The organism is Streptomyces sp. NPDC054047 (genome assembly GCF_055585065.1).
The window spans coordinates 680630-701700 of record NZ_JBVJKV010000001.1 but is presented as its reverse complement, the minus strand read 5'-3'; the positions used below and the strand labels follow the sequence as shown (position 1 = coordinate 701700).

Genomic DNA, 21071 nt, shown 5'->3' with positions numbered 1-21071 from the left:
TCCGCCGCGGGCCGCTCCGGCGCGGGGGCCTTGCGTACCGTCATCACCGGCTTCGCCGAGTTCGTCCTCAAACGCCGGACGGGCTGGATGATCCCGCCGGGACGGGGGAACCTGGCTCCACCGCGGGTGGCGATCCCGGCAGCGCGCGGCCCGCGCTCTCGCTCATGAACCACACCGCGATCCCGCCCACCACGGCCGCCGCCATCATGTAGTACGCGGGCATCATCATGTTTCCCGTCGCCCCGATCAGTGCCGTCACCACCAGCGGTGTCGTGCCGCCGAAGATCGATACGGAGATGTTGAAGCCGATCGACAAGGAGCCGTAGCGGACCTTGGTCGGGAAGAGGGCGGGGAGCGTGGACGGCATCGACGACGTGAAGCAGACCAGGAGCAGGCCCAGTGCCGCCATGCCCAGGCCGATCGCCCAGAGCGAGCCCTCCCGGATCAGGAGGAGGGCGGGGACCGAGAGGAGCAGGAAGCCCGCGCAGCCGGCCGCGATCACCGGACGGCGGCCCACCCGGTCCGTCAGCGCGCCCGCGAACGGCTGGACGCACATCATCAGCGCCATCACGGCGAGCACGACCAGGAGCCCGTGCGTCTCGTCGTACTTCAGCTCGCTCGTCAGATAGCTCGGCATGTACGACAGCAGCATGTAGTCCGTGACGTTGAAGACCAGGACCAGGCCCATGCAGAGGAGCAGGGCCTTCCACTGGCCGGTGACCATCTCGCGCAGGCGCACCTTCGGGCGGGACTGCTCGTCCTTGTGCGCCTTGGCGAGCTCCGCCGCGAACGCCGGGGTCTCCTCCAGCTTCATCCGCAGGTACAGGCCGATCAGGCCCATCGGGCCCGCGATCAGGAACGGGATGCGCCAGCCCCAGGAGAGCAGGTCCTCCGAGGAGAGCAGCGCCGTCATCAGGGTGACGAGGCCCGCGCCGCCGATGTAGCCCGCGAGGGTGCCGAACTCCAGCCAACTGCCCAGGAAACCCCGCTTCTTGTCGGGCGCGTACTCGGCGATGAAGGTGGACGCGCCCGCGTACTCGCCGCCCGTCGAGAAGCCCTGCACCAGGCGGGCCAGGAGGAGCAGGATCGGCGCTCCCACGCCGATCGTCGCGTAGGACGGGATCAGGCCGATCGCGAAGGTGCCCGCCGCCATCATGATCATGGTGAGGGCGAGGACCTTCTGGCGTCCGATGCGGTCGCCGAGCGGGCCGAAGACCATGCCGCCGAGCGGGCGGATCAGGAACGCCGCCGCGAAGGCGCCGAAGGTGGAGAGAAGCTGGGCGGTGGGGTCGCCCGAGGGGAAGAAGACCTTGCCGAGCGTCACGGCGATGTAGCTGTAGACGCCGAAGTCGAACCACTCCATCGCGTTGCCGAGCGCGGCCGCCTTCACCGCCCGCTTGACCAGCGCCGGGTCGACGACGGTGACCTCCCCCGACGCCTGCGCGGACGCGTCGGACGGATCGGGCGCAGCCGGCGGAGGGGCCTGGGTCCGCGGAGCTACAGGTGCGACGGGTGCGGCTGCCGGCAAGGGTTCGCTCGCCTGCCTCTCGGTTGACGACAAGGGCAGAGCCGCCCGGCGAGGGGCGGCCCGCAAGCGACCATAGGTGTAGGCAGCACCATTACGTACGGTGCCCGGTCAACCGCGCAATGTTCGGAATGTGCCGCTATCCAGGGCAAATGGTTCCGCTTCCGGCGGTGGCGGGAAGTCGCCCTTGTGATCTATGTCGCGCCCGGCCCGGGGAACCGCGCAAGGGGGTCCTGGCAGTTGTCCCATGGACAGGTGGTGGACGGTTTGTGGAGGCCTGGCGGCGGACCGGACGAAATCGGGCGGTTGGGAAGTTCGCGTAAAAGCCGGTAGAAAGCGGTGTGGCTGACAGGTGAAATGGGGTTGTACGCGTCTCATCCGAGGGCGCGCGCCTCTCGGAGCCGACAGCACGTCGGGGCCGGGCGGAACCGAGCGGACATGACGAGCGGGGCGGGAGGGCCGACGGCGAGTGGCGAATGTCGAGCACGGAGGACCGGGAAATGCCTTTGGGCCGGGGGCGTCCGGCACACCGAAGGCGCGGATCGGGGCGGTCCGTGCCGCCCTCTGGCTGATCGCCGCCGTACTGGCGGTACGCCAGGTGGCCGTCGTCCTCAGTACGCCGAAAGGTGAGCGGCTCACCGATCTGGAGACCTGGATCGGGCCGGACGGCGTCCTGCATGTGAACGGCTCCTTCTACGACGCGGACAAGTTCACCGGTACGCCGTTCGCGGGACTCGTCCTCAAACCCTTCTCGCGCGCGGCCGAGCAGGCGCTCGGCTGGGGCTGGACGTTCGGCACGCTGACCCTGGTCGTGATCCTCGGCATGGTCGCGGCTCGGGCGCTGCCGCAGCCCGTGACCCGGCGGACCTCGCTGCTCGCCGCGCCCGTCGCGATCTGCCTCCTGATGCTGTCGCTCCCGGTGCGCAACACGCTGTATCTCGGCCAGACCAGCATCATCCCCGTCCTGCTCGTCCTGCTCGGGTGCTTCGCGGTCCGCGGGGAGCGCGCCAGCGGCGTCCTCATCGGCATCGGGGCCGCCCTGCAGCCCACCCTCCTGCTCTTCGCCGCCCTCTTCTGGTTCACCGGCCGCAGGCGCGCGACGGCCTCCACCGGCGCCACCTTCCTCGCCGTCACCGCGTTCGCCTGGGCCGCGATGCCGCACGACTCCTGGGCGTACTGGGTGCACCACCTGGCGGGCGCGGGACTGGGCGCGAGCCCGGACGGCGTCGCCAACCAGTCGCTGCACGGTGCCCTGCTCCGGTTCGGCCTCCAGGGGCCGCTGGAGATCGGCCTCTTCATCGTCCTGAGCGCCGCTGTCGTCTGGCTGGGTCTGCGCCGTGCCGTCCGTTACGCCAAGGACGGGCAGCTGCTGCTCGCCGTCGCGATCACCGGCTGCGTCGCGGTCGTGGTGTCGCCGACGACCTGGCAGCACCAGCTCCTGTGGGTGCTGCTCGCGGTGGTCGGCCGGGCCGGGAAGAAGCAGTCCGACCGGTACATGTGGCCGGTGGCCGTCGTCCTGGTCTCCACGCTGCCGGCGAAGATGATGCTGCCGAACATGCCGGTCGTGGAGCCCATCCGCGACAACGTCGTGCTGATCGCCGCGCTCGCCGCGGCCACCGTCGTGCCGTTCCTCTCCCGCACCGACCCGCGGTACCAGGCGCCCGTCCCCACGGACTACGCGCGCCCCGTGCCCGCCCGCTGGAGCTGGGTGCCGCTGCTGCCGTTCTGGCGGCGGGTCACCACCCGGCCGAACCTGCTGCTGGAACTGCTTCTGATCCGCGTCGGCTACTCCGCCTACCAGCAGGCGCGGCTCGCCGCGACGGGCGGCACGAACTCGGGCGGACGGGCCACCGCCGAGCGGCACGGCGAGCAGATCTACTCGATCGAGCAGTTCCTGCACATCGACATCGAGCACTGGATCAACCACGCCGTGGTGAAGGTGGGTTGGCTGGAGGAGTTCTTCAACTTCTACTACACGTCGTTCCACTTCGTGGTGCCGCTGACCGTCCTCGGTGTGCTCTACGCCCGGCGCCCCGCCGACTACCGCTGGGCGCGCTCCGCGCTCGGCTTCGCGACGGTCCTCGCGCTGGTCGGGTTCTGGCTCTACCCGCTGGCCCCGCCGCGTCTGATGCCCGAACTCGGCTTCATCGACACGGTGCACGGCGTGCAGGACTTCACCCAGCCGGACTACGGCACGCTGACCGCGCTCACCAACCAGTACGCGGCGATGCCCTCGCTGCACTTCGGCTGGTCGCTGTGGTGCGGTGTGGTGATCGTGATCCTCGCGCCGAAGTGGTGGATGAAGGCGCTCGGCCTGCTGCACCCGCTGTTCACGGTCTCCGCGATCGTCGCCACCGGAAACCACTGGGTCCTGGACGCGGTGGGCGGCGCGACCGTCGTCGGCGCGGGCTTCGGCCTCGGCTACCTCCTGGCCGGGCCCCGGGTGGGCAAGGCCCTGAAGGCGGGCACCGGCGCGGAGCCGGTCATCGACATGTCGAAGGACTCGGCGAAGGACCGTACCCCGAGCTGATCCTGTACGTCCCCGGTGCGGACACCGTCAGCCGGGTGAAGTCGCCGTGCCGCTTCAGGCAGGCCCCCTCCGCCCGGAGCCACGGCGAGTACACCAGGCGCAGCGTCACCGGCTCGCGCGTGGGGACGCGGACCTCCATGGTCGAGCCGGTGGAGCGGACCACGGACGCGGGCTTCGACACCATCGGCACCGCGTCCTTCACCCGGAACACCCGCCAGTGCGCGTCCCGCCACACCGGTTCGAGCCAGGTGGGGCCGCTGGCGACCAGCGCGGCCTCGTCCTCCGCGAAGCCGTCCGGCTTGCCCGAGGGCAGCACCACATAGCCGACCGCCCACTTGTCCAGCCACGCGCGGTAGGTGGTGGCCGAGAAGGACCCGTCGTAGAAGAGCCGGCCGCGCTCGATGTCGAGCTGCCTGTTCCAGCCGCGCGCCATGTTCACGTACGGCGCCAGGGCCGTGGCCTCGCGGTGGTTGCGGGCCGGGACCACCTCCACGCGCCCCCGGTCCGCGCCGAGCCGCTCCAGCTCCGCGACCACGCCCTGGGTGTCGGCGGCCCACTTCGGCACGGTCGTCGACACCGTCAGATCGTCCGCCGTCTTCTGCGTCACCCAGGCCGTGGACAGCACGAGCGCGACGACGAGCATGGCCTTGCGTACGCGGGACAGCGCGGGCACCAGCAGCGCGGCGAGCAGCGCGGTGGGCGCGAGCAGCTCGGCCAGGCGCTCGACGTTCGTGCCGATCGGGGACGGGATGAGATACGTCAGGACCGTCCCCGCCGCGTAGGCGCCGGCTCCCCATCGCAGCACCCGCCACTCGCGCGGAGCCGCCACAATGAGCGCCAGGCTGAACACCACGGGCGGGAAGACCCGGTCGAAGGGCATCAACTGCTCCCCGGTGAACGGGAAGAGCAGGGTGGTCATCCCCACGACCACCACCGGCGGTACCAGCAGCGCAGCGGCCCGCCCCCAGTCGCGTACGAAGAAATAGCCGGCGCCCGCCACCATGAGGAAGAGCCCCGCCACCGGACTGGACATGGTGGCCAGCGCCCCGCACACCACGGCCGCCCCCACGCGCCGCTCCCGCACGAGCACCAGGCACGCGGCGAACCCGAAGGCGATGCCGAGCGCGAACGTCGTGCGCCCCGAGGCGACGTTGCACCACACCGCGAGCGAGGCGAGCACCGCGGGCCACAGCGGCCTGCGCACCCCGGTGCGTTCGACCAGCGCGGCGACCAGCCAGGCACCGGCGACGCCCGACACCACCGTCACCGTCTTCACGCCCACGGCGGCCATCAAGTAGGGCGAGATCAGGGAGTAGTTGGCGGTGTGCATGCCGCCGTACCAGAACAGGCCGTAGGCGGAGGCGCCGTGCTCGGACGCGAAGCGCGCCCAGGCCTCCTGCGCCGCCAGGTCGCCGCCGCCGGTGGCCAGGAACGCCGCCCACACCGCGTACAGGGGAAGGGTGGGCAGCGTGGCCAGGAGGGGAACGCGGTGGCGTCGGCAGAAGTCCCGGAAGGATGTCCTCCGCTCCGAGGGTGTGCTGCCCGATGGCGCGAGAGAGAGACCTGCGGAGACCACGGCACCGTTTCCGTTCGAAGTCTTGGAGAGGCAACGTTTGCTTCTCAAGACGCGGGACGCAACAGAAACGTTGGCTCCGTACAGCGCATGGCCGGATATGTGCCCGGGGGAGGCAGGGGCAGGGCGTAGGGGGGAATCGCCCCTGCCTCCCTGGCAGCAGGTCAGCCCGTGCTGACCTGCAGTTCCTTGACGCCGTTCAGCCAGGCCGAACGGAGCCTGCGGGGGTCGGAGACCAGGCGCAGATCGGGCAGCGCGTCCGCGACGGCGTTGAAGATGAGGTTGATCTCCAGGACCGCGAGCGACTTGCCGAGGCAGAAGTGCGGGCCTCCGCCGCCGAAGCCGAGGTGCGGGTTCGGGTCGCGGGAGATGTCGAACTTCTCCGGCTCGTCGAAGACGTCGGGGTCGTTGTTGGCCGAGGAGTAGAAGATCCCGACGCGGTCGCCCTTCTTGATCGTGACGTCCCCGAGTTCGGTGTCCTGGGTGGCGGTGCGCTGGAAGGAGACCACGGGCGTCGCCCAGCGCACGATCTCCTCGGCGGTGGTCTGCGGGCGCTCGCGCTTGAAGAGCTCCCACTGCTCGGGGTGGGTGAGGAAGGCGTGCATGCCGTGGGTGATGGCGTTGCGGGTCGTCTCGTTCCCGGCCACCGCGAGCAGGATGACGAAGAAGCCGAACTCGTCGGAGGAGAGGTTGCCCTCGTCCTCGGCGGCCACCAGCTGGCTGACGATGTCCTTGGCCGGGCACTCCTTGCGGGCGGCGGCGAGGTTCATCGCGTACGAGACGATCTCCATGGCCGCCTCGGCGCCGACCTCCTCGGTGATCGCGTACTCCGGATCGTCGTAGGCGGCCATCTTGTTGGACCAGTCGAAGATCTTCGTCCGGTCGTCCTGGGGCACGCCGATGAGCTCGGCGATGGCCTGGAGGGGAAGTTCCACGGCCACGTTGGTGACGAAGTCGAAGGACCCGTCGGCCGCCGCGTTCGCCAGGGCCGTCTCGACGATGGAGCCCGCGCGCTCGCGCAGCGCGTCCTCCAGGGAGCGGATGGCGCGGGGGGTGAAGCCGCGCTGCACGATCTGGCGGACCCGGGTGTGCTCGGGCGGGTCCATGTTCAACATGATCATCTTCTGGACCTCTATCTGGTCCCGGCTGATCGTCTCGTTGAATCGGATGACCGCGGTGTTGAGGTTCGAGGAGAACAACTCCGGGTGCGTGGAGACGTACTTGACGTCCGCGTGCCGCGTGACGGCCCAGTATCCCGAGTCGTCGAAGCCGGAGATGCGCGGCGGCTGGGCGATCCAGCGCACCGGTTCGGACTGCCGCAGCTGGGCGAACTCCGGGAGGGGTACGCGCTCTTGGAGCAGGTCGGGATCGGTGAAGTCGAACCCGTCGGGCAGCGCTGGACAGGGCATCGGCAACTCCAGGAGTTCAGTTCTTGATTCTGACGGTCCATCAGGAGATGCCCCGCAAGGTAGTAACGGGTTCTACAAGTGGCAAGGCCCGTGACGGGTCCGCTTTCGTGCAGGTCGTGCGCAAGGTGCGTGCAAGCCCCTTGCGGCGGTGGGGTCGGGCTCAGCAGACTGCTTGCAGAACTAGAACGCGTACTAGTTCTCCGCGCGGGTGCCGGGACACTCCCGCGGGATGTGGATGGAGAGGACGCCCATGGCCGCGGAACCTGTCATCGTCGAAGCCGTACGCACCCCCATAGGTAAGCGCGGCGGCGCGCTCGCCAATCTCCACCCCGCCTATCTGCTCGGCGAGACCTACCGGGAACTCCTCGGCCGCACGGGCATCCACGCCGACTGCGTCGAGCAGATCGTGGGCGGCACGGTGACCCACGCCGGGGAACAGTCCATGAACCCCGCGCGCACGGCCTGGCTCACGATGGGCCTTCCGTACGAGACCGCGGCGACGACGGTGGACTGTCAGTGCGGCTCCTCGCAGCAGGCCGGCCACATGGTCGCCAACATGGTCGCGGCCGGCGTCATCGACGTGGGGATCAGCTGCGGCGTCGAGGCGATGTCACGGGTGCCGCTGGGCTCGGGCTCCAAGCACGGCCCCGGCAAGCCGTTCCCGGAGGAGTGGAACGTCGACCTGCCCAACCAGTTCGAGGCGGCCGAGCGCATCGCCCGCAACCGCGGCCTCACGCGGGAGAACGTCGACTCGCTCGGCCTCATCTCGCAGGAGCGCGCCGCCACGGCCTGGGCCGAGGAACGCTTCAAACGCGAGACGTTCGCCGTCCAGGTCCCCACGACGGAGGAGGAGCAGGCCGCCGGGCAGGGCATGTGGCGGCTCGTCGACCGGGACGAGGGGCTGCGGGACACGTCGATGGAGGGCCTGGAGCGGCTCAAGCCGGTGATGCCGACCGCCGTGCACACCGCGGGCAACTCCTCGCAGATCTCGGACGGCGCGGCGGCGATCATGTGGGCGTCGAAGCGGATGGCGCGGGCCCTGAAGCTCAAGCCGCGGGCGCGGATCGTGGCGCAGGCGCTGGTCGGGGCCGACCCGCACTTCCACCTGGACGGGCCGATCGACGCGACGCGGGCGGTCCTCGGCAAAGCGGGGATGTCCCTGAAGGACATCGACCTCGTGGAGATCAACGAGGCGTTCGCGTCGGTGGTCCTGAGCTGGGCGCAGGTCTTCGAGCAGGACCTGGAGAAGGTGAACGTGAACGGGGGCGCGATCGCCCTCGGGCATCCGGTCGGGGCGACCGGGGCGCGGCTGATCGCCACGGCCCTGCACGAGCTGGAGCGCCGCGACAAGGAGTTCGCGCTGATCACGATGTGCGCGGGCGGGGCGGTGGCCACGGGGACGATCATTCAGCGGCTGTGAGGGGTTCGCTTCCCTCGCGTACGACGAAGGCGGCCACCCCTGGAGAGGGGTGGCCGCCTTCGTGTGGCTCAGAACGTCCGGCCGGCTCAGTACCAGCCGTTGGCCTGCCAGTGGGCCCAGGCGCCCGTCGGGCTGCCGTAGCGGTCGTTCATGTAGTCGAGGCCCCACTTGATCTGGGTCTCGGGGTTGGTCTTCCAGTCCGCGCCCGCCGAAGACATCTTCGAGGCGGGCAGAGCCTGGACCAGGCCGTAGGCGCCGGAGGAGGAGTTCGTCGCCTTGTGGTTCCAGTGGCTCTCGTGCTCGACGATCTTGCTGAACGCCTTGTACTGCGCGGGGTCCGGAATCATCTTCTTCGCGATCGCCTGCGCCGAGGAAGGAGCCGCGGCGGGGGCGGCGGCCGGAGCGGCGGCCTTCGCCTCGGTGGGGGCCGCGGCCTGGGCCGGACCCGCCATGAACACCATGCCGGTCGTGGCGGCGGCCACGGCGGCACCGGTGAGGGCCTTCTTCGGGGTGGCGATACGGCGGAGGAGCGTGGCGGACAAAGCGTGACCTTCCGTGGGGAACAGGGTGTCGCGGGCACGCCGTGGGCCACGGGGATGTGGCGGGGGGAATGCGTCGGCGCCCTTGGCCTTGAGGCCTGCAGCGCCGTGCGACTCGATCCAGAGAAGCAGGGCTGTCACGCCTTCGCAATGACCCCTTTTACTAGTGGATGTCGCATGTGAGCGAAAGGTCCTTCGTGTGACGTGGCTCTCAATCCCCAGGTCAGGCCGTATATTGACGCGTCCGCGTCAGGATGGATGATCTACGGCCCCACCTAGTAGAGGACCTAAGTCCTGTGGGCCGCCTCACCGCGAAGGGACCCTCTACGTGACGGAGAGCCGACGGCCGCTCACGCCTTCGGCCCCTCGAATGTGACCTGGGCCTCGAAGGCGGCCCGGCGCGTGGCCCGGCGCAGCGCCTTCAGGACGGCGGGCCCGAGGGCCAGGCTCAGCAGGACGGTGACGACCGCCCGGGGGAGGTCCCAGCCCAGGGAGGTCGCCAGGCAGTACGCGATGAAGCGGCCGAGGTTCTCGCCGACGGGGTCGCCGGGCACGAAGGAGACGCCGGTCGCCAGGCCGCCGAGGTAGGGCCAGCCCTGCAGATTCATGACCGTGCCGTACAGGACGGACGAGACGGCCCCGTAGGCCGCGAGCAGCCACAGCTCGCGCCGCCCGCGCAGGGTGTCGGGTCCCGGCAGCAGCCCCGCGCCCATGCAGACCCACCCCATGGACAGCATCTGGAACGGCATCCACGGCCCGACGCCCCCGGTGAGCAGCGCGGAGGCGAACATCGACACGGCACCGAGCACGAACCCGAACCCGGGTCCGAGCACCCGCCCGCTGAGCACCATGAGGAAGAACATCGGCTCGATCCCGGCCGTCCCCGCCCCCAGGGGGCGCAGCGCGGCCCCGGCGGCGGCCAGCACCCCGAGCATCGCGATCGCCTTCGCGTCGAGCCCGACGTCGGCGATGGTCGCCACGACGACGGCGAGCAGCAGCGGCAGCAGGGCGGCGAACAGCCAGGGCGCGTCCTGGGCGTGCGCGCTCAGCCCCGACTCCCCGCCCGCGATGAGCGGCCACCCGAAAGCCACGACACCGACCGCGCTGACGAGCGCGAGGGCGCCGATGGAGCGCGGGCCCAGGCGGATGGCCCTGGCCTGGCGGGTGGCGGGAGCGGCGCTCACGTGGTCCCACCCGCCGTGCGCAACGCGTCCCGTACCTCCGTGACCGTCAGCCACTGCTGCGGGGCCAGGATCTTGGTGGTCTGCGGGGCGAAGGACGGCGATGAGACCACGATCTCCGGGGTCGGGCCGTCCGCGACGATCTCGCCGTCGGCGAGGATCGCCACCCGGTGGGCCAGTTCCGCCGCCAGCTCCACGTCGTGCGTGGCCAGGACGATCGCGTGGCCCTCGGCGGCAAGCCCGCGCAGGAGCGTGACCAGGCGGGCCTTGGCCGCGTAGTCGAGGCCGCGGGTCGGCTCGTCCAGGAGGAGCAGGGGCGGGCGGGCCGTCAGGACGATGGCCAGGGCCAGGGTGAGGCGCTGGCCCTCCGAGAGGTCGCGGGGGTGGGTGTCGTCCGCGATGCCGGGGAGCAGCTCCGTGACCAGGGCGCGGCAGGTGCCCGGCGCCGCCCCGGCGTCGTGGTCGGCCGCCGTGCACTCGGCGGCCACCGTGTCCGCGTACAAGAGGTCGCGCGGTTCCTGGGGGACAAGGCCCACGTGGCGGATCAGCTCGCGCGGGCCCGTGCGGTGCGGGATCGCGCCGCCGACACGGACCGTGCCCGCCGACGGTTCGAGCAGGCCCACCAGGGTCGACAGGAGGGTGGACTTCCCGGCGCCGTTGCGGCCCATCAGGGCCACGGTCTCGCCCGCACGGACGGTGAGGTCCACGCGGCGCAGGGCCTCCACCCGGCCCCGGCGGACGGCAAGGCCCGACACCCTCGCGGCGGCTGCTTCCGGGGCGCCGGTCTTCGTACGTCTCCGCAGACCGGGCCAGCGCGTCGAGGGGCCCTCGGCGGGAGGCGCCGCCGCGGTCTCCTCGCGCGGCCCGGCTCCGGCGAGCGCCAGGCGCTCCCGCAGCGCGCCCGCCCTGCGCCGCGCGTCCCGCACCGTCAGCGGCAGCGGCGACCAGCCCGCGAGGCGGCCGAGACCCACCACCGGCGGGTAGACGGGCGAGACCGCCATCAGCGCGGCGGGATCGCCGAGCACGGGCGCTTCGCCGGGCGCCGCGAGCAGGAGCACCTGGTCCGCGTACTGCACGACCCGCTCCAGGCGGTGCTCGGCCATCAGGACCGTCGTGCCCAGGTCGTGCACGAGGCGCTGCAGTACGGCGAGCACCTCTTCGGCGGCGGCCGGGTCGAGCGCGGACGTCGGCTCGTCCAGGACGAGGACCTGGGGGTGCGGCGTGAGCACCGAGCCGATGGCGACGCGCTGCTGCTGGCCGCCGGAGAGCGTGGCGATGGGGCGGTCGCGCAGATCGGCGAGACCGAGGAGGTCCAGCGTCTCCTCGACCCGGCGGCGCATCACGTCGGGGGCGAGCCCCAGCGACTCCATCCCGTACGCGAGCTCGTCCTCGACGGTGTCCGTCACGAAGTGCGAGAGCGGGTCCTGGCCCACCGTGCCGACGACGTCGGCGAGTTCCCGCGGCTTGTGGGTACGGGTGTCGCGCCCCGCGACCGTCACCCGCCCCCGCAGCGTGCCCCCGGTGAAGTGCGGCACGAGCCCGCTCACCGTGCCGAGCAGCGTCGACTTGCCGACCCCGGAAGGCCCGACGAGGAGCACCAGCTCGCCCTCGGGCACGGCGAGATCGACCCCGCGCACGGTGGGCTCCGCGACCCCTTCGTACGTCACGGAGACATCCTCGAAGCGGATCATGAGGGCTCCTTGGGGCGAACGGGAGTGGAGGCGGGAGCGGAGGCAGTGGCGGCGGAGTCGGCGGGCACCGGCGCCACGAAGGCGGGCAGCAGGCCGACGAGCACCGCGGCCGCGGGCCACAGCGGCAGCGTCGGCGCCGTCAGGGGGACGACTCCGGGGTGCAGGGCGGCCGCGTCGTAGGTGGCGGCCCAGATCATCAGGCCCGCCACCGCGATCCCCGACCCGGCGACGAGCCAGGCGCGCACGCCCCAGGGGTCGGGCCGGTAGCGGGTGCGCACGGAGCGCCGGCCGCCGAGGCGAAGGCCCGCGAGGGCGGCGACCAGACCGGCGGCCAGGACCGGCAGGCCGTAGCCCGTGCCGTCCGCGGAGAGCAGCCCGTACGTTCCCGTGCAGACGCCCATCAGACCGCCCAGCGTCAGGAAGGCCGTCGCCCTGCGCACCCCCGCGGGCACCGGCGCGCTGCGGCCGAAGCCGCGCGCGTCCATCGCCGCGGCCAGGGCGACCGACCGCTCCAACGCGCCCTCCAGGACCGGAAGGCCGACCTGGAGCAGCCCGCGAATGCCCTTGTCCGCACGCCCGCGCAGGCGCCGCGCGGCGCGCAGGCGCTGCACATCCATGATCAGGTTCGGTGCGAACGTCATCGCGACGACGATGGCGACCCCCACCTCGTACAGCGCGCCCGGCAGCGACTTGAGCAGCCGGGCCGGGCTGGCGAGCGCGTTGGCGGCGCCGACGCAGATGAGCAGACCGGCCAGGCGCACCCCATCGTAGAGCGCGAAGAGCAGCCCCTCGGCGGTCACCCGGCCCCCGATCCGCACGCCTTTCGCCCAGTCGGGCAGCGGCACTTCGGGCAGCGTCACGATGACGTGCGAACCGGGGATGGGGGAGCCGAGGACGACGGCGAAGACGAGCCGGATCGCGATCACGACGAGGCCCAGCTTCACGAAGGCGCCGTACGACCGCGCCCACGGTGCGGAGGTCCTGCGGGCCGCGACGACATAGCCCGCGACCCCGATCAGCATCCCGAGCAGCAGGGGATTGGTGGTGCGGGACGCCGCGACACCGAGCCCCAGCGCCCACACCCACCAGGCGCCCGGGTGCAGCGCGTTGCTGCGGTGCGCTTCGGGGGCCAGGCGCCGCCGCAGCGCACCGGGAGCGGTGCTCGGGTGATCGTTCATGGTGCGGGTCAGCCGCGTCGGCGGCGTGCCTGCCAGAGCGCGGCCCCGCCGAGCAGGGCGACGGCGACCACGCCCGCGATCAGGCCGACGGAGGGGCCGCCGGAGCCGCTCTCCTCATCGCCCGCCTCACTCGCGGTCGGCTTCTTCGCTGTGTCCTCGGACTCACCGTTGCCCGCGACCTGCTCGCCGCAGCCCGACTTCGGGTAGTTCGCGATGGCGCACAGCAGGGCGTTGCTGTCGTAGCGCAGCGGCTTGGCGACCGCGGCGAGGGCGTCGGCGCTCGTCGCGTCGTCGGCCACCTGCGCGCAGGCGGTACGCGGCTTCGGCGGGGTCTCGCCGCCGGGGGCGTCACCCGGCGTACCGAAGTCGATGACCAGGGCGATCCGCTTGCGGTCGTCCTTGGCGGGGGTCCTGGCGCAGATCGTGTCGAAGTCCGCGGCGCCGCGCGGCTTCGCGGAGTCCTGCGAGTCGTCGGACACGGAGAACCGGAAGCCCTGGACGGCCCCGTCGTCGGGGCGCGCGGTGCTTGGCCCCTGGCTCGCGTACGCCCACTTCGAGCCGTCCCGGTCCCAGAAGGACCAGTAGCGGTAGCCGGCGGCCTGGGCGGGGGCGGCGGCGAGGACACCGAGCAGGGCGGCGACGAACGCCCCGGTCACCAGGCGTCCGCACCGCGCGCGACCCCGCGTCACAGCTGCTGCTTCTTCTTGTTGCCGCTGTACAGGAAGCCGATGCCGATACCGGCGACCATGCCGACGCCGATGATCCACCAGATGCTCACGCCGCCGTCGTCGTCGCTGTCCTTCTTCGCGTCGGCCTGCTCGGTCGCCTGCGGGGCCGGGCCCGTCGCGTTCAGCTGCTTGACCAGGTCCGCGCCGCCGAAGTCGCGCGGGTCCATGCCCGATGCGTGGGCGGCGAAGATCAGCTGCGCGTAGGCGGCGGGGCCGGACTTCTTGGCCCAGTCGGCCGAGTTCTTCGCCAGCCACTTGGCCGACTTCTCGGCCTGGTCCTGCTGACCGGCCGCGGCGAGCGCGAGCACCGAGTCAGCGGTGTTGCCCAGGTCGGGCATGTTCTTGGCGCCGGGCATCGACGACATCAGGTGGTCGTCGCCCTTGGCGAGGGTCTTCAGGAGGTAGCCCGTGCCGTTCGAGGCCGCCTGCTCGGCGGTGTCGGCCTTCTCGCACTTCGGGGCGGCGGTCTCCTTCTTCGCGGCGTCGACGACCAGGCCCTTGCCGTGGCCGCCGAGGACACCGGCCGCCGTGGCGTCCGCGTTCGGCGAGAGCTTGCCGGACTTGACGTCCGCGAGGCCGAAGGCGCCGCCGTCCTTGTCGCAGCTCATCGAGAGGGCGGGCAGCGCGTCGTACGGGGACCTGCCGTCCTGGTTCTTCACCGACTGCGGCTTCTCGCCCGCCGCGGTGAGGGCGCCGATCACGATGCCGGTGGAGTTGGCGTCGGAGTCCATGCCGGGGCTGTAGCCCCAGCCGCCGTCCTTGTTCTGCACCGACTTCAGCCAGCCGACGCTCTTGTCGACCGTCTTCTTCTGACCGCCGAGCGCGGCGAGCGCCTGCACGGCGGAGGCCGTCGCGTTGCTGTCGAACATCGTCTTGGAGTCGCACGGCTCGCCCGCGTCGGCGCGGTACGCGGCGAAGCCGCCGCTCGCGCACTGCTGTCCGGTGAGCCAGTCGACGGCCTTCGCGGCGGGCTGCACGCCGGCCGCGTCCTGGGCGAGCAGGGCGTACGACTGCCGGAACACCCCGTCGAACTTGGGGTCCGCGTCGCCGTACAGACCGGAAGGAAGGGCGGCGGAAGGCGACGGGGACGCGCTCTCCGCGAAGGCGGCCGGTGCGGCGACCGAACCGAACACGGCGACGGCGGCCAGGACCGCTGCGCTGCGGCGAACGTTCATGATGCGGCGGGTGCCTCTCCCTGCGGGGAGCGGGGCAGCACGGGCGCGTAGCGGGCACGGGCACCGGGCGGCTCCGGCTCCGTATACCTCGACGGTGCCGGTCGTCGGAGGTTCCGACGACGCGAGCCGGTCATGCTCCGCTCGGGGCAATCCGGCTCTCCACCGGTCCTGGTGGACCGTGGATCACGGCTGCGGGTCAGCGCCGGATTCGCACCGGCTTCCCCCCGTACGGGCATGATGACGACGGGGCCACTCTACCGGCCCGTAGGGGGAGCGGCCGGGGGTGCCCGCCCCCGGCCGGAGGGTCACACCGCCCGGTAGCGCACCGGATCGTTGCCGACCGCCTCGGCCCGCCCCAGCTTCACCAGGCGCCGCACATGGGCCTCGGCCTCGGAGACCGCGATGTTCCGCGAGCCGTAGCGGATCTGGGCCCAGGGGCGGTTCCACTCCATCTGCTCGGCGAGCTGCCAGGGCGTGAGGGGCTCGGCGAGGAGGGCGAGCAGATCCGTCAGGCGTTCCTCGTGGTGGTCCAGGATCTCCCGCACGCGGGCCGGGGCGTCCGTGAACGCGTACTGGTGGGCGGGGAGCACCTCGGCGGGGCACAGGCGGCCGATGCGCTCCAGGGAGTCGATGTAGTCGCCGAGCGGATCGGTGACGGTGTCGTCGTCGGGGTCCTCGTACAGGCCGATGTGCGGGGTGATCCCGGGGAGCAGATGGTCGCCGGAGAACAGGCGTCCGTGGCCCGGCAGCCGCGCCGGGTGCTCCTCCTCCAGGTGCAGGCAGACGTGGCCGGGGGTGTGGCCGGGGGTCCAGATCGCGCGGAGTCTGCGCCCCGGCAGTCCGAGCAGCTCGCCCGGGGTGATGTCGCGGTCGGGGAGCGCGGCGGCCAAGCCGGGGAGGCGGGGCGAGCGGCCCGCGTCACGGGCGGCGAGCAGCGGGGCCAGGTGGTCGGCGGGGGCGCCGGCGGCCGTCAGCTTCTCCACCATGTAGTCGAACCAGCGCGCGGGCGGCCCGCTCCGGGTGCGGCGCACGACCGACGCGTCCGCCGCGTGCATCGCGATCCACGCGCCCGATGCCTCGCGGACCTTGGCCGACAGGCCGTGGTGGTCGGGGTGGTGGTGGGTGATGACGATGCCGTGCACCGCCTCGACGGACGTGCCGCAGGCGGCGAGGCCGGAGGCGAGGGCGTCCCAGGAGGTGGGGTCGTCCCAGCCCGTGTCGATGAGGACCGGGCCGGCGTCCGTGTCCAGGAGGTGGACGAGGGTGAAGCCCAGGGGGTTGTCCGGGATCGGGACCTTGATGCTCCACACGCCCCCGCCGTGCTCGGTCACCTGCGGATCGGTCACCTGCGTCATCGGGCGCCCTCATCTCGTATCCGTCGCACGGCCACAGCCACGACCACGGCCGTCGTCACCCTAACTAGAACTAGTTCCAATGATCGCCCAAGTCGACCGTTTCGTCAGGCTACTTGAGTCTTGCCCTCCGTGGACTAGTGGAACTAGAACTGGTATCAGTTCTGAAACAGTGTCAGAAAGCGTGCCGCGCGCAGGCGGAATCCCGCAGGAGGCAGTCAGCCATGACCGAGCTCGTGGAACACGGACAGCTTTTCATCGGCGGGGAGCTGGTGGACCCGCACGGCAAGGGCGTCATCGAGGTGATCTCGCCGCACACCGGCCAGGTCTTCGCGCGGGTGCCGCACGCCGCGCCCGCCGACGTCGACCGGGCCGTCGCCACCGCGCGCAAGGCCTTCGACGAGGGCCCCTGGCCCCGGATGACGCTGGACGAGCGGATCGAGGTCATCACCAGGATCAAGGACGCGTTCGCCGTGCGGCACGAGGAGATCGCCCGCGTCATCAGCTCCGAGAACGGCACCCCGTACACCTCCAGCGTCATGGTGCAGGCCCTCGCCGCGATGATGGTCTGGGACTCGGCGCTCACGGTCGCGCGCGACTTCACGTACGAGGAGGCGCGCGACGGAGCGCTCGGCAAGATCCTCGTCCGGCGCGAACCGGTCGGCGTCGTGGCGGCCGTGGTGCCGTGGAACGTCCCGCAGTTCACCGCGGCGGCCAAGCTCGCGCCCGCGCTGCTCGCCGGGTGCCCGGTGATCCTCAAGACCTCGCCCGAGGCGCCGCTCGACGCGTACATACTCGCCGAGATCGCCACCGAGGCGGGGCTGCCGCAGGGCGTGCTCTCGATCATCTCGGCGGACCGCGAGGTGAGCGAGTACCTCGTCGGGCATCCCGGCGTCGACAAGGTGTCCTTCACCGGTTCCGTCGGCGCGGGCAAGCGCGTCATGGAGGTCGCGGCCCGCAATCTCACCCGCGTGACCCTGGAGCTGGGCGGCAAGTCGGCCGCGGTGATCCTGCCGGACGCGGACGCGTCGGCCGCGGTCGCCGGCATCGTCCCCTTCGCCTGGATGATCAACGGCCAGGCGTGTGTGGCCCAGACCCGCATCCTCGTGCCGCGCACGCGCTACGACGAGTTCGCCGAGGCCTTCGCCGCCGCGGCCGGTGCGCTCAAGGTCGGCGACCCGCTGGACCCGGAGACCGAACTGGGCCCGCTCGTCGCCCGGCGCCAGCAGCAGCGCTCGCTCGACTACATCCGCATCGGCCAGGAGGAGGGCGCCAAGATCCTGACGGGCGGCGGCCGTCCGGCCGGGCTCGACGAGGGCTGGTACGTCGAGCCGACGCTCCTGGGCGGCGTGGACAACTCGATGCGCGTGGCCCGCGAGGAGATCTTCGGCCCGGTCATCTGCCTTCTCCCGTACGGCGACGAGAGCGAGGCGGTGAAGATCGCCAACGACTCGGACTACGGGCTCAGCGGCAGCGTGTGGACGGGGGACGTGGAGCGCGGCATCGACGTCGCACGCCGGGTGCGCACCGGAACGTACTCGGTGAACACCTTCAGCCTCGACATGCTCGGCCCGTTCGGCGGCTACAAGAACTCCGGTCTGGGGCGGGAGTTCGGGCCCGAGGGGTACGGCGAGTACTTCGAGCACAAGATGATCCACCTCCCCGCGGGCTATGAGGGGACCGGTGCCTGATGGGTGACCGCTGGCACGTCGAGGTGGACCGCTCGGTCTGCATCGGCTCCGGGATGTGCGTGATCACGGCGCCGGGCGGGTTCGCGCTCGACTCCGCCCGCCAGTCGCACCCCGCGGACCCCGAGACCGACGCCAACGAGAAGGTGCTCGAAGCGGCCGAGGGATGCCCGGTCGAGGCGATCACGATCACGTTGTCCGGCAGCGGGGAGGTCGTCTTCCCGCCGGAGGACTGACGGGGTCCGTCCGGGCGGTGGACTTTTGCTTCCGTGACGCCGTCCGAGCCGATTTGTGTATGCCTTGTGCCCATTATGTGTGCTCGAACGTGTGCGAACAGGACTTTACCCATGCGTTCCGCATGCCCGATCGATGACATCCGTGACTGTCCCTCCCCTTTGCGGCCTGGAAATCTCTCCTCCAGACGACATGGGGAGGGGACGCAGTGGACAAGCGGTACGAGGTCTACTGTCTGGCCGACAGGTACTTCTACGAGACTCCGGACCGCTTGTCCGCGGGCAAGGCCGCCCCCGAATTCGGCACGGCGGGACGTCCGGTCCCGCAGGGATGGCGGTCGGCCCGCGAGGGCGACTGGCTGACCTTCATCCCCGTCGACGAGGACGGGCACGCACGGCCCGCGCCCCAGCAGGGCTGGAAGATCCACGTGTCCGCCACGCTGGAGAACGCCGACCGGATCGCCGCGGCGGTCTGGGACCACTGCGTGCCGCGCTCCGTCCCCTTCAAGTTCATCGCCGGACGGCACCTGCTGCACCTGCGCAACAGCAAGTACGCGGGACGCGACGGCAGCGGCAAGTTCGCCACGATCTACCCGGCCGACGAGGAACAACTGCACGCGATCCTCGCCGCGTTGGGCCGCGAGCTCGAAGGGCACGAGGGCCCCTACATCCTCACCGACCTGCGGTGGCAGGAGGGCCCGCTGTACGTCAGGTACGGCGCCTTCACCCGCCGCATGTGCGTGAACGAGCGCGGCAGCCTCGTCCCCGCGATCGAGAACGACCGGGGCGTCCTCGTCCCCGACTCGCGCGACCCGGCCTTCCGGGTCCCCGAGTGGGTGAAGCTGCCGCCGTTCCTGGAGTCCCAGCTGGCGGCGCGGAACAACACGACGACCACCGACCTGCCGTACCGCATGGAGAAGGCGCTGCACTTCTCCAACGGCGGCGGGGTCTACGCGGGTACCGACACCCGGGACGGCCGCAAGGTCGTCCTGAAGGAAGGCCGGCCGCACGCGGGCCTGGCATCCGACGGGGCCGACGCCGTGGCCCGCCTGGAGCGCGAGCGGGACGCGCTCGAGAGGCTGGCGGGCCTCGGTGTCGCGCCCGAGGTGCGCGACTGGTTCGAGCTCGGCGGCCACCGCTTCCTCGTCATGGACTTCGTCGAGGGCCGCACCCTCAACTCCTTCTTCGCGGACCGGCATCCGCTGCTCGTCAGCGAGCCGGACGCCGACGCGATCGCCACGTACACCGCCTGGGCGCTGCGGATGCACCGCGCCGTCGAGGAGGCCGTCGCGGCCGTGCACGAGCGGGGCGTCGTCTTCAACGACCTCCACATGTTCAACATCATGGTCGCGCCCGACGAACAGTCCGTCTCCCTCCTCGACTTCGAGGCGGCGACACGGGTCGGCGAGGGCGGCCGGCAGGTCGTGGCCCACCCCGGGTTCATCGCACCCGCCGACCGCGAGGGCGTGGACGTCGACCGCTACGCCCTCGCCTGTCTGCGGCTCGCCCTCTTCCTGCCGATCACCACCCTGCTCGCCGTCGACCGGGGCAAGGCGGCGCACCTCGCCGAGGTCATCGCGTCCCAATTCCCCGATGTGCCGGGCGAGTTCCTCGCCGATGCGGTGGCGGAGATCGAGCGCGGCGGCCAGGAGCAGGCCCGCGCGAAGGGCGCGGCCAAGACGGCCGGAGGGCCGGGCGCGCCGCTCGTCGACGTCGCCGACTGGCCCTACAGCCGGGACTCGATGGTCAAGGCGATCCTCGCGTCGGCCACCCCGGAGCGCGACGACCGGCTCTTCCCCGGCGACATCGCGCAGTTCACCGACGGCGGCGGGCTCGGACTCGCGCACGGCGCCGCCGGAGTGCTGCTCGCCCTCGCCGAGAGCGGCGCCGAACGCTACGAGGAGGGCGAGCGCTGGCTCCTCAAGCACACCGAACCCGCCCCGCCCGGCACGCCGCTCGGGCTCAACAACGGCCTCGCGGGCATCGCCCACGTACTGGACCGGCTCGGTCACCGCACCCGCGCGCTCGACCTGATGGAGCTCGTCCTGCGGGAGAACTGGCAGCGGCTCCCCTCCGACCTGGACGGCGGCCTGGCCGGACTCGGCCTCGCCCTCGACTCCCTCGCGCACAGCACCGGCGAGGAAGAACTGGCCCAACACGCCCTACGCGCAGCCGAGTTGATCGGCGAGCGGCTGACCTCCGAGAGCCCCCCGAAGGGGCGGCCACGGGCCGGACTGCTGCACGGGGCCACCGGTCCCGCACTCCTCTTCCTGCGGCTCCACGAGCGGAGCGGCGACCCCGCGCTCCTCGACCTGGCGGAGCGGGCCCTGCGCGCCGACCTCGGCCGGTGCGTGGCACGGGCGGACGGCAGCCTCGGCGTGGACGAGGGCTGGCGCACGATGCCCTACCTCGGCGACGGCAGCGTCGGCATCGGGATGGTCGTCGACGACTACCTCGCGCACCGGGACGACGCCGGGTTCGAGGCCGCGCGGCCGGGCATCCTGGCCACCGCGCGCTCACGCTTCTGCGTACAGCCGGGTCTGTTCCAGGGGCGGGCCGGACTGCTGCTGCACATCAACCGCAGCACCGCGCCCGGCATCACCCCCGAGGACGTCGCCGCGCAGATCGAGGGACTCGGCTGGTTCGCCATGCCGTACGCGGGCCAACTCGCCTTCCCCGGACACCAGATGCTGCGCCTGTCCATGGACCTGCACACCGGAACGGCGGGCTGCCTCCTCGCGCTCGCCGCCGCCCTGGGGGACGGCGGAGCACACGTCCCCTTCCTGCCGCCGCTCAGGCGGCCCCAGAGCCGGTCCCGCCACCCAGCGGGGTCGTGACACCACCCATAA

General features: G+C 71.8%; 15 protein-coding genes. 5 read left to right on the top strand and 10 right to left on the bottom strand.

Annotated features, from left to right (window positions below; genetic code table 11):
* Positions 1 to 67: 67 nt before the first annotated feature.
* A complete protein-coding gene (gene proP / locus ACZ6ZP_RS03230; RefSeq protein ID WP_469405787.1) occupies positions 68 to 1567 on the bottom strand; it encodes a glycine betaine/L-proline transporter ProP in 1500 nt (499 codons plus the stop codon).
* Positions 1568 to 1994: 427 nt separating this feature from the next.
* Between proP and ACZ6ZP_RS03225 the strand changes: the two genes are divergently transcribed.
* Complete coding sequence (locus tag ACZ6ZP_RS03225; protein WP_366462092.1) at positions 1995 to 4055, top strand: bifunctional glycosyltransferase 87/phosphatase PAP2 family protein; 2061 nt, start codon at positions 1995 to 1997, stop codon at positions 4053 to 4055.
* On the opposite strand, the gene ACZ6ZP_RS03220 is transcribed toward ACZ6ZP_RS03225, so the two are convergent.
* Complete coding sequence (locus tag ACZ6ZP_RS03220; protein ID WP_469405348.1) at positions 4009 to 5631, bottom strand: hypothetical protein; 1623 nt, start codon at positions 5629 to 5631, stop codon at positions 4009 to 4011. The genes ACZ6ZP_RS03225 and ACZ6ZP_RS03220 overlap by 47 nt on opposite strands.
* Positions 5632 to 5792: 161 nt before the next feature.
* Entirely contained in the window at positions 5793 to 7037 is a 1245-nt protein-coding gene (locus ACZ6ZP_RS03215; RefSeq protein WP_351159921.1) for a cytochrome P450, read from the bottom strand.
* Positions 7038 to 7287: 250 nt separating this feature from the next.
* Between ACZ6ZP_RS03215 and ACZ6ZP_RS03210 the strand changes: the two genes are divergently transcribed.
* A complete protein-coding gene (locus tag ACZ6ZP_RS03210; protein ID WP_351159918.1) occupies positions 7288 to 8457 on the top strand; it encodes a steroid 3-ketoacyl-CoA thiolase in 1170 nt (389 codons plus the stop codon).
* An 86-nt stretch (positions 8458 to 8543) separates the two neighbouring features.
* On the opposite strand, the gene ACZ6ZP_RS03205 is transcribed toward ACZ6ZP_RS03210, so the two are convergent.
* From ACZ6ZP_RS03205 to ACZ6ZP_RS03175, 7 genes are all read right to left on the bottom strand, one after another.
* Positions 8544 to 8999 carry an aggregation-promoting factor C-terminal-like domain-containing protein gene (locus tag ACZ6ZP_RS03205; RefSeq protein WP_351159916.1) on the bottom strand — a complete coding sequence of 152 codons (456 nt, stop codon included), beginning with the start codon at positions 8997 to 8999 and terminating at the stop codon, positions 8544 to 8546.
* 347 nt (positions 9000 to 9346) lie between these two features.
* Positions 9347 to 10180 carry an ECF transporter S component gene (locus ACZ6ZP_RS03200; RefSeq protein WP_351159913.1) on the bottom strand — a complete coding sequence of 278 codons (834 nt, stop codon included), beginning with the start codon at positions 10178 to 10180 and terminating at the stop codon, positions 9347 to 9349.
* Complete coding sequence (locus ACZ6ZP_RS03195) at positions 10177 to 11868, bottom strand: ABC transporter ATP-binding protein (protein ID WP_351159910.1); 1692 nt, start codon at positions 11866 to 11868, stop codon at positions 10177 to 10179. Before ACZ6ZP_RS03195 ends, ACZ6ZP_RS03200 begins: the two co-directional genes overlap by 4 nt.
* Positions 11865 to 13046 (bottom strand): energy-coupling factor transporter transmembrane component T, encoded by a 1182-nt coding sequence (locus ACZ6ZP_RS03190; RefSeq protein ID WP_469405344.1) that lies wholly within the window; start codon positions 13044 to 13046, stop codon positions 11865 to 11867. The genes ACZ6ZP_RS03195 and ACZ6ZP_RS03190 overlap by 4 nt, the downstream gene beginning before the upstream one ends.
* Before the next feature lie 8 nt (positions 13047 to 13054).
* A complete protein-coding gene (locus tag ACZ6ZP_RS03185; RefSeq protein ID WP_469405343.1) occupies positions 13055 to 13735 on the bottom strand; it encodes an SCO2322 family protein in 681 nt (226 codons plus the stop codon).
* Positions 13732 to 14949 carry a prenyltransferase/squalene oxidase repeat-containing protein gene (locus ACZ6ZP_RS03180; RefSeq protein WP_351159902.1) on the bottom strand — a complete coding sequence of 406 codons (1218 nt, stop codon included), beginning with the start codon at positions 14947 to 14949 and terminating at the stop codon, positions 13732 to 13734. The genes ACZ6ZP_RS03185 and ACZ6ZP_RS03180 overlap by 4 nt, the downstream gene beginning before the upstream one ends.
* Positions 14950 to 15254: 305 nt before the next feature.
* Entirely contained in the window at positions 15255 to 16304 is a 1050-nt protein-coding gene (locus ACZ6ZP_RS03175) for an MBL fold metallo-hydrolase (RefSeq protein ID WP_469405341.1), read from the bottom strand.
* 221 nt (positions 16305 to 16525) lie between these two features.
* Between ACZ6ZP_RS03175 and ACZ6ZP_RS03170 the strand changes: the two genes are divergently transcribed.
* The 3 genes from ACZ6ZP_RS03170 (at position 16526) to lanKC (ending at position 21059) form a co-directional block, all read left to right on the top strand.
* Entirely contained in the window at positions 16526 to 17992 is a 1467-nt protein-coding gene (locus tag ACZ6ZP_RS03170; RefSeq protein WP_351159897.1) for an aldehyde dehydrogenase, read from the top strand.
* Positions 17992 to 18225 carry a ferredoxin gene (locus tag ACZ6ZP_RS03165; protein ID WP_344521034.1) on the top strand — a complete coding sequence of 78 codons (234 nt, stop codon included), beginning with the start codon at positions 17992 to 17994 and terminating at the stop codon, positions 18223 to 18225. The genes ACZ6ZP_RS03170 and ACZ6ZP_RS03165 overlap by 1 nt, the downstream gene beginning before the upstream one ends.
* Before the next feature lie 206 nt (positions 18226 to 18431).
* The gene (gene lanKC / locus ACZ6ZP_RS03160; RefSeq protein ID WP_469405338.1) at positions 18432 to 21059 is read left to right on the top strand and encodes a class III lanthionine synthetase LanKC; all 2628 of its coding nucleotides are present in this window, start codon (positions 18432 to 18434) and stop codon (positions 21057 to 21059) included.
* Positions 21060 to 21071: the final 12 nt, after the last annotated feature.

What these genes read in the sequence shown, in the direction of transcription:
- ACZ6ZP_RS03175 (WP_469405341.1), bottom strand. Translation starts at nt 16,304, where the DNA reads ATGACGCAGGTGACCGATCCGCAGGTGACCGAGCACGGCGGGGGCGTG.
- ACZ6ZP_RS03190 (WP_469405344.1), bottom strand. Translation starts at nt 13,046, where the DNA reads ATGAACGATCACCCGAGCACCGCTCCCGGTGCGCTGCGGCGGCGCCTG.
- ACZ6ZP_RS03170 (WP_351159897.1), top strand. Translation starts at nt 16,526, where the DNA reads ATGACCGAGCTCGTGGAACACGGACAGCTTTTCATCGGCGGGGAGCTG.
- ACZ6ZP_RS03195 (WP_351159910.1), bottom strand. Translation starts at nt 11,868, where the DNA reads ATGATCCGCTTCGAGGATGTCTCCGTGACGTACGAAGGGGTCGCGGAG.
- ACZ6ZP_RS03165 (WP_344521034.1), top strand. Translation starts at nt 17,992, where the DNA reads ATGGGTGACCGCTGGCACGTCGAGGTGGACCGCTCGGTCTGCATCGGC.
- ACZ6ZP_RS03180 (WP_351159902.1), bottom strand. Translation starts at nt 14,949, where the DNA reads ATGAACGTTCGCCGCAGCGCAGCGGTCCTGGCCGCCGTCGCCGTGTTC.
- ACZ6ZP_RS03215 (WP_351159921.1), bottom strand. Translation starts at nt 7,037, where the DNA reads ATGCCCTGTCCAGCGCTGCCCGACGGGTTCGACTTCACCGATCCCGAC.
- ACZ6ZP_RS03210 (WP_351159918.1), top strand. Translation starts at nt 7,288, where the DNA reads ATGGCCGCGGAACCTGTCATCGTCGAAGCCGTACGCACCCCCATAGGT.